This is a genomic window from Methanocella arvoryzae MRE50 (assembly GCF_000063445.1).
GTDB classification, from domain to species: domain Archaea; phylum Halobacteriota; class Methanocellia; order Methanocellales; family Methanocellaceae; genus Methanocella_A; species Methanocella_A arvoryzae.
On record NC_009464.1, the window covers coordinates 1,458,219 to 1,473,097 of the forward strand.

The 14,879-nt window shown below is 56.6% G+C and carries 14 protein-coding genes and 1 tRNA gene; 10 read left to right on the plus strand and 5 right to left on the minus strand.

The annotated features are described in order from the left end of the window. Positions 1-358 precede the first annotated feature (358 nt). Positions 359-1,018 carry a type I 3-dehydroquinate dehydratase gene (aroD, locus tag RCI_RS07340; protein ID WP_012035781.1) on the minus strand — a complete coding sequence of 220 codons (660 nt, stop codon included), beginning with the start codon at positions 1,016-1,018 and terminating at the stop codon, positions 359-361. 340 nt (positions 1,019-1,358) lie between these two features. Here aroD and RCI_RS07345 point away from each other — a divergent pair, with 340 nt between their 5' ends. Further along, the gene (locus RCI_RS07345; protein ID WP_148266563.1) at positions 1,359-2,471 is read left to right on the plus strand and encodes a hypothetical protein; all 1,113 of its coding nucleotides are present in this window, start codon (positions 1,359-1,361) and stop codon (positions 2,469-2,471) included. Between the two features lie 20 nt (positions 2,472-2,491). On the opposite strand, the gene RCI_RS07350 is transcribed toward RCI_RS07345, so the two are convergent. Further along, positions 2,492-3,946, minus strand: a complete 1,455-nt coding sequence (locus RCI_RS07350; RefSeq protein ID WP_012035783.1) for a dihydropteroate synthase-like protein — start codon at positions 3,944-3,946, stop codon at positions 2,492-2,494. A 41-nt stretch (positions 3,947-3,987) separates the two neighbouring features. Between RCI_RS07350 and RCI_RS07355 the strand changes: the two genes are divergently transcribed. From RCI_RS07355 to RCI_RS07390, 8 genes are all read left to right on the plus strand, one after another. Continuing rightward, entirely contained in the window at positions 3,988-4,650 is a 663-nt protein-coding gene (locus RCI_RS07355; RefSeq protein WP_012035784.1) for a PHP domain-containing protein, read from the plus strand. 68 nt (positions 4,651-4,718) lie between these two features. After that, complete coding sequence (locus RCI_RS07360) at positions 4,719-5,177, plus strand: Lrp/AsnC family transcriptional regulator (protein WP_012035785.1); 459 nt, start codon at positions 4,719-4,721, stop codon at positions 5,175-5,177. Between the two features lie 9 nt (positions 5,178-5,186). Next, entirely contained in the window at positions 5,187-5,504 is a 318-nt protein-coding gene (locus tag RCI_RS07365; protein ID WP_148266564.1) for a hypothetical protein, read from the plus strand. A 22-nt stretch (positions 5,505-5,526) separates the two neighbouring features. Next, positions 5,527-6,042 carry a hypothetical protein gene (locus RCI_RS07370; protein ID WP_012035787.1) on the plus strand — a complete coding sequence of 172 codons (516 nt, stop codon included), beginning with the start codon at positions 5,527-5,529 and terminating at the stop codon, positions 6,040-6,042. After that, the gene (locus RCI_RS07375; RefSeq protein WP_012035788.1) at positions 6,039-6,818 is read left to right on the plus strand and encodes a CPBP family intramembrane glutamic endopeptidase; all 780 of its coding nucleotides are present in this window, start codon (positions 6,039-6,041) and stop codon (positions 6,816-6,818) included. Before RCI_RS07370 ends, RCI_RS07375 begins: the two co-directional genes overlap by 4 nt. 167 nt (positions 6,819-6,985) lie before the next feature. Continuing rightward, on the plus strand, positions 6,986-7,288 hold the full coding sequence (locus tag RCI_RS17485; protein WP_197535242.1) for a Sec-independent protein translocase subunit TatA/TatB: 303 nt from the start codon (positions 6,986-6,988) through the stop codon (positions 7,286-7,288). 514 nt (positions 7,289-7,802) lie between these two features. Further along, a tRNA-Met gene (locus RCI_RS07385) sits at positions 7,803-7,877 on the plus strand. Positions 7,878-8,476: 599 nt separating this feature from the next. Next, positions 8,477-9,019 (plus strand): HEAT repeat domain-containing protein, encoded by a 543-nt coding sequence (locus RCI_RS07390; RefSeq protein WP_048198231.1) that lies wholly within the window; start codon positions 8,477-8,479, stop codon positions 9,017-9,019. Between the two features lie 195 nt (positions 9,020-9,214). Here RCI_RS07390 and RCI_RS07395 read toward each other — a convergent pair whose 3' ends face one another. Both RCI_RS07395 and RCI_RS07400 read right to left on the minus strand, forming a co-directional pair. Continuing rightward, positions 9,215-10,960 (minus strand): YncE family protein, encoded by a 1,746-nt coding sequence (locus tag RCI_RS07395; protein WP_012035793.1) that lies wholly within the window; start codon positions 10,958-10,960, stop codon positions 9,215-9,217. A gap of 168 nt (positions 10,961-11,128) precedes the next feature. Next, the gene (locus RCI_RS07400; protein ID WP_012035794.1) at positions 11,129-11,614 is read right to left on the minus strand and encodes a GNAT family N-acetyltransferase; all 486 of its coding nucleotides are present in this window, start codon (positions 11,612-11,614) and stop codon (positions 11,129-11,131) included. A 99-nt stretch (positions 11,615-11,713) separates the two neighbouring features. Here RCI_RS07400 and RCI_RS07405 point away from each other — a divergent pair, with 99 nt between their 5' ends. Beyond that, entirely contained in the window at positions 11,714-12,439 is a 726-nt protein-coding gene (locus RCI_RS07405; RefSeq protein WP_012035795.1) for a DNA alkylation repair protein, read from the plus strand. A 412-nt stretch (positions 12,440-12,851) separates the two neighbouring features. On the opposite strand, the gene RCI_RS07410 is transcribed toward RCI_RS07405, so the two are convergent. Then, positions 12,852-14,594 carry a thiamine pyrophosphate-dependent enzyme gene (locus RCI_RS07410; protein ID WP_148266565.1) on the minus strand — a complete coding sequence of 581 codons (1,743 nt, stop codon included), beginning with the start codon at positions 14,592-14,594 and terminating at the stop codon, positions 12,852-12,854. Between the last annotated feature and the right edge of the window lie 285 nt (positions 14,595-14,879).

A 14,879-nucleotide genomic window follows, 5' to 3' on the forward strand; every position in this document is an offset into this window, starting at 1 on the left:
GTGCTCGTACCGTTTACATGAAGTGTAGTCCTGTGAAAAATGGATATTCAGGTAGAGGCTACAAAAAATTGAAAGTTGGCCTTTTATAGGTCGAAAATACCGCCAAGCCCGCCAAGGAGCCAAGCTCGCCAAGAGATAATTTTTCATGGAACGCCAAGATACACTTTTTCATGGAATGCCAAGAGGCCAGGCACGCCAGGGACTTTTTCGATCGGAACCACACCGATCACTAAAATTATAGCTTGGCGTGCTTGGCACCTTGGCGAGCTTGGCTCCTTGGCGTGCCTGGCGGTATTTTCGACTCACACAGGGCCAACTTCAAATTTATCATAGCCTCTACCTGAATAACAGCCCGTTTTTACCTCAGCCCGAGGATCCTGAGCCCTTCGAGGAGTTGATCTACCCGGATCTGCCCCGGGGCGACGGGCCGCCTCACATAGCCGTAGGTCAGGAGTGAGCCGTATACGGGGGCTACGAGTCTGGAGTGCTGGCCGAGGCTGCCCATGGAGATGGTGCATACTGGGCGCTTTGATTTTAAGGTGATTTCTAAAAGCCGCAGCACGTCGGTCATGTCTTTTGGCATCACCGCCAGCTTGCCGATGGCGCCCTTTTCTACGGAGCGGTTGATGATGGAGAGCATCTCTTCGTTCGAAGGCGTGCGATCGAAGTCGTGGTAAGAGACGATGGGCACAGCGTCGGTGCCCGTTATAGTAGTGAGCAGCTCGTCCAGGTTCTTTGCACGGAGTTCGAAATCTGCAAAATCAGCGTAAGGGGTCAGTTTTTTAAATAGTTGCACCCGCTCTGCGTCTGTGCCGTCGAATTCCCCGCCCTCGAACTTCGGGCGGATGGTGACGATGATCGGGCAGCCGATGTCATAGTAGATGCTTTCGACGAGTCCCGGGCCGTCGCCTCCGACCAGGTCGACCCGGACTTCTACGACGTCCGCGCCCAGTGCAATCGCTTCTTTTGCGTCATCCTTGCTAGTTACCGATGCCACCACTTTAGGGGGAAAGTCCATACTACACCCGCTAGTAAAAAGCGCTCTGCATTATAAAATCATTGCCCGGCAAGTATGCTACACTCAACTTACCGATCATAAATTTTTAGATAACTATTATATGAAGTATGATAGGTAACGAAATATTTATAACATCAGGATACAACCGACTGTCGGTGAAAGGATGGGTAAGCTCCCGACAGATCGAACAATAATTATCATAGCAATCTTGATTTTACTATTTGGGGCTTTTTTGGCCATTGTAGTAACACCCAGCAATCATAATAGGCCTGCAGAAAATCAGGAACCGCTATATCACGGTAGTTTTGGAAAAGAAAACTATTCGGCAGGTCTTCCATCTATGGTTCCTCTGGCGGGGATTAACCTGTCAATTGATAACATTCTGATAGCTAATGGGTTCGATAATATCCCGATCACCGCGCGGGTCACTGATGCCCGGGGACGCCCGGCACCGGATGGTACGGAGGTTATCTTTACTGTGGGCGGAGACGAGTGGGATGCATTTAAAAATGGCTCGTTGAGCCCTAACCCGGCTTACGTTGGCCGGAGGTCCGTGACAAATAAGACTTCTGGCGGCCTGACTACGGCATACTTTGGGTGGGTCAACTCCAGTAGCGCGGGGGATAACATGACGATTATCGCCAGTTGTGAGATGGAGCCCGGGGTAAACAAATCAATCCTCGTAACGCCGTACAAGGCATTCGCAGTTTGTGGCATAGTCGAGGATTCGAACGGCCGGCCGCTCGTAGAAAAGCCGGTTACCCTGCACCTGATGGACGGAAATGCTTCAGGCGAGAGCAGGGAGGTCTATAACGTTACGACTATGTCAAGGTCTGATCCGGGGATGGAAGGCTGGTACATATTTGATAACCTGCCGCTGTCACCAGAGGTCACTTACAGTTACCTGGATGCCCGGGCTGACGTGGGAGATGGTGTGACATATTACGGAAGGTCCGGCAACCTTTCGCTGAAATACGAAGGAGCATACAAAGTGGCCCAGACACGCATCGTATTGCAAATTCCAGATAAAGGCCCTTTTATGATACCTGAAAATAGCCACCCGGACCCAGACTACACTAGCATCACTCTGGACATCACTACGAACAACAGCAGTGAGCCTAAGTACTATTTCTCCGGTGGCGTTCAGGACTTGAACGGGAGGCCTTATGGTAATGCGACCGTCACATTACACGTGCTGGTTACCGACTCTCCTGGCCTGGAACGAGAGCTCTATACACTGACACTGATTACCTCCTCGGACCCGCCTTACCCGGGTGCATATGCTTTCATAGTCCCGCGATATCCGAATATGACAGGTGCCTACGCTACGGCTGAAGCGACCACCCATGAGGGTATAAGAGTATATGGCACGTCTGACAAGGATGATCACCCGCACGTTAAATGCAGGCATATGCACGGCTTTATCATGCTGCACGGGGAAATGCCGGGCTAAAAAGTCACAGGCCTGATAAGTTAGAACTTATCATCCTGGAGGTACGTGCGATGGAACCGTATCGCCAGCTCGGCCTTCTTTAACTCAGCCTGTAAATATCCGGCGTGATCGAGCAGGGAAACAAGCCCACGATCGACGATGGTGTGCAGGATGGATTCGGCGTCCGTACCGACGACAGTGATATCGCCGTTTTTGGCGTAGATCCTGCCGCCGTCGATCCAGATGTTGAAGCTGCCTCTGGGGTCGAGCTGGATCTTGTGTTTCTTCGCCTCTACGAGCGTGCCCGGCTCGACGATGTCCCGGCGGGGGCGCTTTTCCTTGATGACTAAAAGGTCGATTCCGAGGTCTTTGGGCGAGCCTTTGCGGTGCTTCGCCAGCGCCATCATCATGCAGGCTTTCTTCAGCTCTTCCGCTCCGCCAGCCGATTTCTGGCTGGCCTCGGTGGTGAAGAGCACGCTGGCGCCCACTTCCATGGCTATGCCGGCGAGCATGGCGTTGACGCCGATGGAATCTGCGTCCATGAGCTCGGTCACGTTGCCCGCGCCGAAGAAGATGGGCACGTCGGGGTAGAGCCTATGGAAGTCCCGGTACCGGCAGACCGCCTCTGCCACGCCGTGTCCTATCGGGGAGAGTACGGGATCGGCGAGTATATGCTTGACACCCAGCTCTCTCGCCCGCTCGACGTTCCGGATGAGGCTGCCGAGGGACTCGTCGTCCGGGATGACTACTACGGGTATGTCCTTCTTCGCTACCAGCGGAGCAATCCTCTCCATGTTGGAGCCTTCCAGGCTCAGGATCAGGTTTGCGCCCGCTTCGATGCCGGCCTCGAGGTACTCGGGGATGAGGGTGTCCACGCTGATCGGCTTGAAGGTCGCTGACCTGGCGACCTTGACCGCGTGCCTGACCGCGTCCGGGCTGGACTCCAGTGGGATGCCGAGGTCGATGATGTCGGCCGAGGCGTAGGAGTCGATCTTCCTGATGAGGTCCACGTCCGACAGCCGGGTGGCGTCCACCACTTCGGCCATGACCTTCATGGTCGATCCTCCCCCGACCTTGACGCCCTTCAGCATGAAGGCCGGCTCAGCGTCTGCCTCTATGCGCTCGAAATCCTTGAGGGCGGAATCCCGCTTGACGTCCGAGAGCAGCTGGCAGGCGGATATCTTGTGGGAGAACTCGATCTTGTCCGCATATTTTAGGGCCAGGGGAATGTCATAGGCGTGCTTGGGGCCGAGCCTGATTTTGACGCCCAGCTTCTCCTCCAGCTTAGAAAAGTCGGAGCCACACAGGCCCGTCACTAAGATGAGGTCGTAGTCGTCCTTTTTATCGGCAATCAAAGGCTCGAGCAGCTTAGGCGTCACGAAGGCGGCGACTCCCACGTCGGCCATGATTACATCGACAGCAACTGTACTGGCAGATGCCGCAGCCTCTTTCACCACGGGGTAGGCAAGCCTTCCGGTGACCAGCAATACACGCATACAGAAGTGTTATATTGCGCCAGACAAAATAAATAACTGTTATGCTACGCTTTGATCTCCACGTCCACTCGAACTATTCTCCGGACGGCCACAGCAGCGTTGAAGAAATCCTGAAAGCGGCGAAAGCCAGGGGCCTGGACGGCGTCGCCATCACCGATCACGACACCACGGCGGGCGGCAGGTATGCGCTGGAGGTCGTGGATAAGGTGGCGCCAGGGCTCATAGTGATCCCGGGAGTGGAGATATCGACGAAGGCGGGGCACCTGATCGTGCTGGGCATCACCGAGGACATCCCGAAGGGCATGTCGGTCAAGGATACGATCCACGCCGCCCGAAAGCTCGGCGGCACCATTGTCGTCCCCCACCCCGACCAGCGGATGCGGCACGGCATGCGCATCCCCCATGACGTCGATGCGGCCGAGGTGTATAACTCCCGGTATCTGCTGGGCCTGCATAACTTTATGGCAGGGCGAAGGGTCAGCCGGCGCAAGATGTCGGCCGTCGCCGGCAGCGACGCCCACTCGGCGGAGATGGTGGGCAACGCCGTCACCGAGATCGATGCGGACCGGAATATGGAGAGCGTCCTGAGAGGAATACGGGAGGGGAGGACCCGTATAGAGGTGCGGAAGACGCCCGTGAGGGTTTACCTGTACCAGATAGGCCGGGGCTGGGTCCGGAAGATCCGGAAGTTCGCCCGCCTCTGAAATTTTTAGCTTATATTTTTGTATTTATCGTAATATTTATCATCTCGGAGGCAAAAGCTAAGTTTTAGATGCCGATGGATAAAACGGACTACATTATTCTCGAAAAGCTATCGAGAGACAGCCGCACTCACTGTACGGAGATCGCCGGAGATCTGGGCGTGGCCACCTCGACCGTGCACAAGCGGGTCAACCAGCTGTTCAACGAAGGGATCATCGAGCAGTTCACCATCGTCCTGAACCCGGACAAGTCGGGCGGCAACATGACCACGTTCATAGGCATCAACGTGGAGGCCGAAAAGAAGGACGAGGTGGTCAGGGTCCTCAAGTCCATCGACAACGTGCTCGAGGTGTACGAGCTGCTGGAGCCCTACGACATCTTCATCAAGGCCCGGACCCAGGACATCCGGGAGCTCAAGGAGAAGGTGCTCAAAGTCATCAACGGCACCAGCGGAGTCCTCAGCACCAGCAGCATCCTGACGACCAGGAGGCACAAGGAGAACACATGCGTCATACCGAGGAAGGAGTGAGTGAGTGACATGACAGTAACGCTAATCGAAGGCTTCGCAGCCATCCTGACGTACCTCTTCGGGGGCGCGCTCGTGCTTTTCATTTACGAGGCTTACCTCAAGACGAGGCAGACCAGCCTGATCTTCCTCGCGCTGGGCTTCTTCATCCTGATCTTCGGCGGCAACCTGGGCACCCTCAGCGCCGCCACCCAGGAATTCCTGGCCATTACGCCTGCGCTGGACGAGTCGGGCATCCGGACGGCGGCGATCGCAATACAACTGGTAGGCATCCTGCTGCTCCTGTACTCGGTACTCGGCCCGTTCGAGCCGAAGCGCCCGAAAGCGTGAGCGGCGGATTCGGGGGTAATCAATGGACAAGTACACGAAGTTTGCCAACGCCTGGAAGACCGTGGGGGTTTCTTCCAAAGTGCGGTGGCAGCAGCGCAGCGTTGACGAGCGCCTGAGCACAGGCCTCGCCCGCAAGCTCGTCGCCCGCTTCGGGGACGAGGCGAAAGCAGCCCTGGCAGAGGTAGCCCTCCAGATAGGGCTGGATGACGGCCGCAAGATCTGCGAAAACCTGCGCATAGACCCAGAGTCTCCCCGGGCAAGCCTTATCCCTCTGGAAACCGTCTCCCTCCTGTCTGGCGTAGACTACGAGGTCACAGGAGACAACAAGGCCCGGCAGTTCCCGCACATCACCATCAAGTCCGGAGGCTGCGTGCTGGGAAAGGTCTTCGAAGGCATCGATCCTGACATAAGGGAGCACATCTGCGAGAGCTACACCCTCGGCCTGGTCCGGGCCGTCAACAAGGACGCAGATGTCAAAGCGCTCCGAAAGTGCTGCGCCGGCAACAGCCAGTGCGAGCTAGTGGTGAGCTTTAAGTGACGATAAAAGCGGTCGATGTCGCCAGGATCCTGTTTTTCTACCTGATCATCGGCTCCATCGTCCTCTTCTCCCCCCTCGGGCCAGTACCATCGTATTTGCTCATCATCGTGCTGTCCCTGACCTTCATGCTCGTCTCCGGGATCGAGCTCAGGAGGGGCAACCCGATCGTGGGCATTGTGACTGCCGCAGTGGCCATGGCTGCAGTATTCCTGATCATCCTCGCCGCCGGCGGATTTTCCATCGACGGCCTTCGGCCCGGCTTCGCAAACGCCCTGCTGTGGGGCGCAGTACTGCAGTTGTTCGTCGCCACCGGAGAAGAGCTCTCTTTCCGACACTACCTCTTCGCCGACCTGGACAGGCTGGCGGGCAGAAAAACTGCTGCCATAATCTCTTCCATGGGCTTTGCGGCCATGCATCTGCCCTCGCTGTACTTCCTGCACGCAGGCATGATCGAGGCAGGCATAGCGCTGGCCACGATATTTATCGCCAGCATCGTGATGACCATGCTGTTCATCAAAGCGGGGCTGCTCGCCGCCATCGGCTACCACTTCACCTGGAATTTTTTACAGTACCACGTCTTCAGCTTCAGCCACATGGACGCCGCCCTGGAGATCACCAAAACCGGGAGCGATTTAGTTAACGGCGGCACCTTCGGGCCCGAGGCATCCGTACCCGGGCTCATCGTCGTTGCTGCAACCCTCGCTGCGGTGTGGTATTATTATTCGTGGAAAGAACGCCGGGCAGAGCACAACGAGGATAGTAATCAGTCCTCATGAGGACAAGATTCAACGTAGAATGTACAGAAGTCCATAACAGCTAAAGTAAAGTATATATCGTCCGGCGATAGCATAGCGTTCCGCAGAAAGTTTATTATGCCGGATAACAAGTAGTTGATTAACCAGGACAGGTTCGTTCCGGTATAATTGGAAGGTAGGTTATCGTCATGGCAATGCTAGGTACCCAGGAATTACTCCTCATCTTTTTAGCCATCGTGCTGCTCTTCGGCGCGACCAAGCTCCCGGAGCTGGCCAGGTCCATGGGCCGGTCCATGGGAGAATTTAAGAGAGGCCAGCAAGACATCGAGCGGGAGCTACAGGCGGAAAAGAGCGCTCTGGTTGCTCAGCCCGGTGCGGACATCGCGCTGACCAGAACTCAGGGCATGGCCAAGAAGATGGGCATCGATATCGTCGGTAAGACAGATGACCAGCTTCTGGCTGAGATAGAGAAGAAGCTGGAGAAGAAGTAAAGCTAAGATAAGCAGCAGAATCGAATGTGCTTCAGGGCTGTATTAGAGTACGGCCTGCATATTCTTTTATTGTTTTACAGAGCGGGTCGACGGTCGCCTGATGGCTTCTTTCAAGATAAACCAATTACCATGGAATAATACCAGATAGCGGATCGACGTCCGACCCTTCGGGTCGGCCTACTCCGGTTTTTCGGGTGCTCCGATGTCCGGGCCGCGCTCGCACCCTCGTCGGCACGACCTGGCGGCGCCTTCGGCTGCGCCAGTCGAACCTCCTTCGCAAGCGCTAAGCGATCATCAAGCGCTCGACCCTTCGGTCGCGTAGCCGCCTTTCGGCAGGTGTCCATTACCCGGCCATCTCCGCATCCGGCTGATGCCGGACAAGCCCGAAAAACCTCCGTCGACCGCTGGATAAGTCCAATAAGAGAATGGTATAAGGATACTTAGCCTGTGATCGCATTCAGAAAACTATATATACCGCGGACAGCGTTATAGGGCTGCAAAGATTTTATTGTATAGCGGGGTGGGGTAGTCAGGAGATCCCGACGGGCTCATAACCCGTAGACCAATGGTTCAAATCCATTCCCCGCTACTCAAGTTTTAACAGTTTTTAAGTTTTGCAGATTCTACTACTCTTGCGGACATTATCGACATTACAAAATCGCTAAATTTTTACCCGTACCGGTCTGACTACAACTTATGGTCTCTTGCGAGCACTGCGGCAGAACGGATGGCTGCAGTTACCAGGAGTTTCAGGGAGTAACGCTCTGCTTCAGGTGCTACCGCGCCGCCCGGGATCGGGCGTTCGAGGGGCAATATAAATCTGCAGCTGACGCAGAAATCGCTGTAGCCCGGGAAGCGTGGTCACGGAAGACGGAGATCCGGCGTCTTGCAGAGCGATTATTCAGAAGAGAGTAAGGAGATGACTTGCATTTGCCTCAAGCATCTGGCCGATGATGCCACAGACATCCAGGGCTGAAGCCATGTTCAGGCGGGGTCGCTAAAGCCAGATATCTACATGCTTACGATTGTCGAAACCAGCCAATCCTCCGATAGCAATCTCCCGGAGCATCTGCGGCTATGCAGTAACTCTGCGTTGATGTACCGGTCCGATACAACCCTAACATTTATATGGGCCGCGGACACGATAATAATTAACAATTGTTAAAGCACGGACAGGGGTCGGTACAGATGTCAGGCTTTTTTCAGAAGATACTCGGGACAGATACGGCAGGCACAGTGAAAAAGATTCAGTACTACGGCAACGCTAAAACCCAGGAAGGGATACCGAAGCTTATCCAGTACATGAGCGACGAAAGCGTCGAAATCCGGAGGGCGGCATCCCGGGCGCTGGAGCACCACTGGATGACGGGCAGAAACGATGCCATAGCGGTCCTGACCAGGGCCCTGGGCGATGCAGACATGGAAGTACGCAAGAATTCCTCGCTGGCGCTCGGGGAGTTTCTCTCAAAGGCGGCTGTGTCTGCCGAAGAGCCCCGGGCGGCCAGGCAGGCGTTGATCAGGTTGCTGCAAGGCGAAAAAGAGGCCGAAGTCATTAAGAGCACAATACTCGGCCTGGGCTACCTTCAGGACGGCAGCCTGATTACCCCGATGGCAGACGCGCTGAGGGCTAAGGACAAGAAGATCATCTCTCAGGCCATCGATACGATCGGCAACCTGCCCCCGACAGAGGTCAGGCTGGAGATGAAAAAGGCGCTCCGTTCGATAATATAATGCTTCAACAGGTCAATATCTGTAATACATAGCGAGCCCTATCGGACGGCATCCGGCTGAAAGTAGAGCGGTACTTTACCGACTCGGAGGATATTGAGAATCTGGGGCTGGCGTACAGGCTATCGTTCAGGATAGCGGGGCTGTTTTCGATGGCCAGAAAGGCGCAGAGAATTCTCTATTACAGCCTGTAGCTTTTTAGCTTCTTCGAAGGCTGATAAGCGCCACTACTGTGATCCCGGATATCGCCACGATCCACCCGAACCCCGGCGCCGCCGAAGCTCCGGGGGCCGTTGCCGATCCGGCAGGTGTTGCCATCGTTGTGGCAGAGGTGGCCTGCTGCTGGTTTTCCGGGCCGGTCTTGTTATCCGCCTGAAGAGTGGCTCCGGGCGTCGGGGTAACGGTCGACGCTGGCCCTATGTCAGAGGCATTGGCCTGCGGGGTCATATCCGTGAGGACGACTCTGGTAAACGTCCCCCTGTCTGGGTCGATTAGCACCATGCCCCCGCTCATACTACCGTTACTGGCGTTGCCAGTGATGTTCGGCAGCACGTTAACCAGCCGGGCGTTAGCTTTGAGATTGGCCGAGATGCGGGAGCGCAGCTCGGAGTTGTTGACGCTGATGTTACCCTGCGGCTGCACGCCCATCACGAGCCCTGTCGGGAGGTTTCCGGCCTTGATCGGCGACCCGGCAAAGGGGGTGCCGGTGGTCAAATCGATGGCCGTGACAGTATTGTCGCCGGTATTCGACACGTACAGCCGGGAGCCGTCCGGGCTCAGCGCGATGTCGGCCGGGAGGTTGCCGGTGCTGTAGCTACCTGCGGTTTTGTAAGCTGGCGCAGAGAACGCCTCCACCATTTTGGCGGTCGGCTCGAGCACGTATAGCACGCCCCCGCCAGGCGATAGCGTCACCAGGCTGGGGGAGCTGGTCGTCTCAAAGGACGAGATGCCGGCCCAGATGTACCAGTCGAAAGCGTCCATGTCGACGATGGTGACTGACTTCAGCGTCTCATGATAGTTGTCTGTATCCGCGATGAAGATGCGCCCGGTCTTAGAGTTCACGTCAAGGCCCCAGAGCAGCTTTTCCTTCGAGTGATAGTCCCAGAGGAAGTACCGGTAAAATTTGTCCAGGGCAGGCTCCGTAATGCGATAGACTGTGTGCCCCTGCCGGTCCGCTATGTACAGGTACCCGTCGTCGCCCAGCTCCATGTCGGTGACCCAGACGAGGCTGCTGTCCGCATTGAGGTCATGGACTGCAGCGGTATACGCGTTAGCAGCTGTGTCGTACCTGTAAAGCCAGCTTTCGGGATGGCCGACCCCGTAGTGGACGAACGTCACGTACAGGTATTTGCCGTCTTTAGACAGCAGCATCTCGACCGGATCACCATAGAGAGCATACCGGCCGTTACCTTTCTGCCTCGTAGAAGCGACGACCTGCTTATCCGAGAGGTCGATAGTATCGATGTAGTAATCAGGTGCTGAGTGCATGTACTCGTATTCCGGGCTGGCCCCCCATTCCGTGTTATTATAGTACAGGACATATAGCCTCGTGTAGTCTGCGTTCACCGCGGCGTCCGCCAGCACGATGTCCGGGCTGAAATAGATGACGTCGATAACCTTGTTTGTGTCGACTTCGATGACGGAAACGGTGTTATTGCCCACTACATACAACAGAGGCGAGCTGGTATGGTACGAGTTGATCGCGTTGCTAATGATAGCCGGGTCCACTGTAGCCCGGGGCATCACGCCTGAAGACAGGGCAGGATTAGGCGTGACTGGCGTGGGAGTCGCAGTCGGACTCAGCACCGGGAGAGCAGATTCCCTGGAAAGGCCACTGGATTCAGCCAGCGCTGGCTGACATGAAATAACAAGCATGCATGCGATGACAAGCATGAGCACTACTGATACGCGCCACTTATCGATGCTACTAAGAACCCCGGTCATATAAATTCACCATAACCCGACAATTGATCGTTAGCTTCTAGAGAGGGCGGTAATTAGTATTAGAGCTATTCCAGTCTGATGTATCGGCTCTCGTTCAAACTGGCGGACAGGTCATGGAATTGCCAGCCTCCTCCACGTACCGGCGCGTAACTGCAGTCGAAGGCCACCTTAACGCTGTGCGTCCCGGCCGCAATGGCAGCCTGTAGCTTTTTTATACACCCGCACTTTCTCCCCCTCTTTATCGACCTCATCACACACGTACTCCCAGCCACTCTTCTCATAATAGCCCTCTAAAGGAGTATACAAGTACAGGGCAGGATAGCCGAATTCCTTTGCTTTCTCGACAGCATAATTCTGCAACGCCGTGCCGATGCCTTTCGACCTGTGCTCCGGGGGCACAAAGAGATCCGCCAGCCACGGGAAGAGATCCTGCCTCGAGAGCAGGTCCGCCCGCCACAAAGCCACGGTGCCGACGGGGATGTCGCCGATAAAGGCCATGTAGACCAGCGGGAAATCGTCGTCCCGTGCGTTCGCCACAAGGCTGCGGTAGAACGGGTAATTGGATGAATTGCCCCAGAAGCTCCAGAGCCAGCCGGCGATTTTGTCGTGCAGCTCAGGGCATTCGGTGATACTGGAGAAGCGGATATCGATCATCTGCTTATATCCTGATGGCCCGGCTAATAAAAATTGCCCGTCCGGCTACTTTCACTCGCCTCTACACAGGCTTATCATCACCCGCACCTATTGGACATTATGCCCTCAAAGCGCCAGAACCCCGAAAAGCTGACCTGTGAAGATGTGGTCAGCCTGCTGCGCTCGTTCTCCGATCCTGCGATCATCGCGGGGATGCCCCGGTATGGCATTCCTACCGATCACGCGCTCGGAGTATCGACGACCCGCATCAACGAGATCGCCGGCAGGATCGGCACTGATCATGACCTCGCCCTCATGCTCTGGGACACCGGCATCCACGAGGCCCGGATGATTGCGGCCATCGTGGACGACCCGGCGCTGGTCACCGGCGAGCAGATGGACAGGTGGGCCGCCGATTTCTACTCGTGGGACATGTGTGACCAGTGCTGCATGAAATTGTTCGATCGGACCTCGATAGCCTATGAGAAGTGCTTCGAGTGGTCCCTGGACGAGCGGGAGTTCGTTAAGCGGGCTGCATTCGCTAATATGGCATCACTGGCACTGTACGACAAGCAGGCGCCAGACGGGCAGTTCAGGCAGTTCTTCCCTGTCATTATCAGAGAATCGACTGACGGCCGCAACATGGTCAAGAAATCGGTCAACTGGGCGCTGCGGCAGATCGGGAAGAGGAACCTGGCGCTGAACGCAGAAGCCATCGCCGTGGGGAGAGAGCTGCTCAAATCAGACAGCTCAGCCGCCCGGTGGATCGCCCGGGACGCGGTGAAGGAACTGGAAAGTGAGGCAGTGCAGCAGCGGCTGAAGAAGTGGATGCTGAAGAAGTTCTGAATTGCTTACGTCTGGTGAGATAGCAGATGAACGCTGCGCTGTGCAAAACCTCACAGATTCCACGGATGATGCAGAATCGTCAGATTCTGCCAGATTCCACAGATAAATAAAAAATATTCTGATCTAGTACTCTTATAGTTGCTATCGGTGTCGAGCAATATTGGCGTATTCCATCTGTGATATCGAGTAGTAATCTGTGGATTCAGCAGAGGAATCTGTGGAATCAATCAGAATCCGTGGCATCTGTGAGGATTAGCACAGCGCAGCGTTCGATTTGCTGTATAGTGAAGCCTGTGCAATAAGGTGAGGCACAGCGCAGCGTTCATGTACGTTCACCCTTCCGGTGCCAGGGATAAACGCACGTCATAGTGACAGGCGGATTTTCATCATTTATGCCTCACCCCGCATATGTTCAGGTCGGCGAGGGCCCGATGGTCTTGCCAGGCATGGCGATCGGCTCGTCGGGGTCTACAATCGCCTCAACCAGTGCTGGCCGGGGCGATTCCAGCGCTGCCATGAGCGCCGGCTCGACCTCGTCGGGTGTGGCACATCTGAAGGCGTCGGCTCCGCAGGCTTCCGCATATTTAGCGAAATCTATGGGCTGTAGTTCCACGCCGAAGTCCGGGTTGCCGATCCCCTGCTGCTCGAACCGGACCATCTGGAGGCTGTCGTTCTTGAAGAGCACTACCTTGATCGGCAGGTCATATTTTACCGCCGTGGCTAACTCGCCCATCAGCATGGTGAAGCTGCCGTCTCCGATGATGGCCACCGACTGCCGGCCTGGGTAGGCGAGCTTTCCCGCGATGGCGTAGGGCAGCGCAGGGCCCATGGTGGCCAGGTTGCCCGAGAGGGCCAGCTTCTGGGTATCCCGCATCTGCACGTGCCGGGCAAAGTATACTGTGTGTGCGCCGCAGTCGACAGAGACGAGGGCGTCGTCAGCCAGCAAACCGCTCAGCTTCGTCATCACGTACTGGGGCTTCAGAGGCATGCCCCGGTTCTCCCCGGCCTCCGCCAGCGCCTTTCTCCACTCTTCCATCCGCTGCCGGGCCGACTGCAGAAAAGATCGGTCCTCCCGCCTTTGTAACCGGGGCAGCAGTTCGGCCAGCGTCCGCCTGACGTCTCCGGTGAGGCCGATCTTCGCGGGGTACCGCCGGCTGATCCGGGTGGTGTCTCTGTCGATCTGGACGCACCGGGCCTGCCCGGGTTTCGGATAGTAGTCGGCGTAGGGCATGTTGCTGCCGAGGATCAGCAGGGTGTCGCACTCCTGCATCAGCTCCTGTGACGGGCGGGTGCCGAGGTGGCCGATGCCCCCGGTGGTATAGGGATGATCGTCGGAGACGACGGCCTTTCCCAGCAGGGCTTTCGCTATCGGCGCGCCCAGGAGGTCTGCCACCTGTTCCACCTCCGAGCGGGCGCCGAGGGCACCTCTGCCCGCTAGAATCATCGTTTTAGATCCGGAGTTCAGCAGCTCTGCCGCTGCGTCCAGCTGTTCTGCGGGGGGTGTGCCGGCCGGCGGCGTCCAGGTCGGGGCACCCCGGATCGGGCCGTAGGCAGTGGATGACTTATCCTCCTGCAGCGGCCGCATCTGGACGTCCACGGGAATCGTGAGATGTGCCACGCCCTGCCGGGAGAGGGCGGCCTGACAGGCCACGTCCACCACGGCCAGCGCATGCCGGGGCCCTGTGATCCTGACGCTGTAGGCCGCAACGTCCTTCATCAGCGCCATGGTGTCGACGTCCTGCGTGTACTGGGTGCCGATGACGTCGGAGTAAGTGGTGCCGGTAATTGCAATCACGGGCGCCCCGTCCATGGCGGCGTCGTACAGGCCGTTTAACAGATGAACCGCCCCGGGCCCGGTCGTGGCCAGGCAGGCGCCGAGCTTGCCGGTGTACTTTGCGTAGCCGCTGGCCATGAACGCCCCCGCCTCCTCATGCCGGACAGCGACGAAGCGAATCCGGTCCTGCCGCACCCGCAAAGCCTCAAGCAGGGGATTGATCCCGTCCCCCACGATGCCGAAGATCACTTCCACGCCCCAGTCGATCAGCTTGTCTGCCACAATGTCGGCGGTGGTGTTCACGCCTTTCGGCTGGCTGACACTGTGGGACTCCATGGCCCTCTCGCCCTGGCCGGGCTGTTGCTGCTGTTCCCGCGTCAAAGATGAGCATCTCCGTAAATCAGTGTAGAGGTCTACGCGCGACGATATGAACAAGTCAGGCGGAAAGACTGGAAAAAGGGCGCCGTGACCGAGATTTCACCGAAGCACGCGCATTATGAAAAATGGAATATTCAGGTAAAGGCTATGAAAAATTAGAAGTTGGCCCTGTATAGGTCGAAAATACCGCCAGGCACGCCAAGGAGCCAAGCTCGCCAAGAGCTAATTTTTCAGGGAGCGTAGCGGATGGTTGAAGGGGATAGTCGCCTGCACAGCGGTAGATATGTT

Excerpts from the sequence above, each read along its gene's own strand:
- RCI_RS07355 (WP_012035784.1), top strand. The coding sequence starts at position 3,988 with ATGCTACGCTTTGATCTCCACGTCCACTCGAACTATTCTCCGGACGGC.
- aroD (WP_012035781.1), bottom strand. The coding sequence starts at position 1,018 with ATGGACTTTCCCCCTAAAGTGGTGGCATCGGTAACTAGCAAGGATGAC.
- RCI_RS07365 (WP_148266564.1), top strand. The coding sequence starts at position 5,187 with ATGACAGTAACGCTAATCGAAGGCTTCGCAGCCATCCTGACGTACCTC.
- RCI_RS17485 (WP_197535242.1), top strand. The coding sequence starts at position 6,986 with ATGGCAATGCTAGGTACCCAGGAATTACTCCTCATCTTTTTAGCCATC.
- RCI_RS07345 (WP_148266563.1), top strand. The coding sequence starts at position 1,359 with ATGGTTCCTCTGGCGGGGATTAACCTGTCAATTGATAACATTCTGATA.
- RCI_RS07360 (WP_012035785.1), top strand. The coding sequence starts at position 4,719 with ATGCCGATGGATAAAACGGACTACATTATTCTCGAAAAGCTATCGAGA.
- RCI_RS07390 (WP_048198231.1), top strand. The coding sequence starts at position 8,477 with ATGTCAGGCTTTTTTCAGAAGATACTCGGGACAGATACGGCAGGCACA.
- RCI_RS07400 (WP_012035794.1), bottom strand. The coding sequence starts at position 11,614 with ATGATCGATATCCGCTTCTCCAGTATCACCGAATGCCCTGAGCTGCAC.
- RCI_RS07350 (WP_012035783.1), bottom strand. The coding sequence starts at position 3,946 with ATGCGTGTATTGCTGGTCACCGGAAGGCTTGCCTACCCCGTGGTGAAA.
- RCI_RS07405 (WP_012035795.1), top strand. The coding sequence starts at position 11,714 with ATGCCCTCAAAGCGCCAGAACCCCGAAAAGCTGACCTGTGAAGATGTG.
- RCI_RS07370 (WP_012035787.1), top strand. The coding sequence starts at position 5,527 with ATGGACAAGTACACGAAGTTTGCCAACGCCTGGAAGACCGTGGGGGTT.
- RCI_RS07395 (WP_012035793.1), bottom strand. The coding sequence starts at position 10,960 with ATGACCGGGGTTCTTAGTAGCATCGATAAGTGGCGCGTATCAGTAGTG.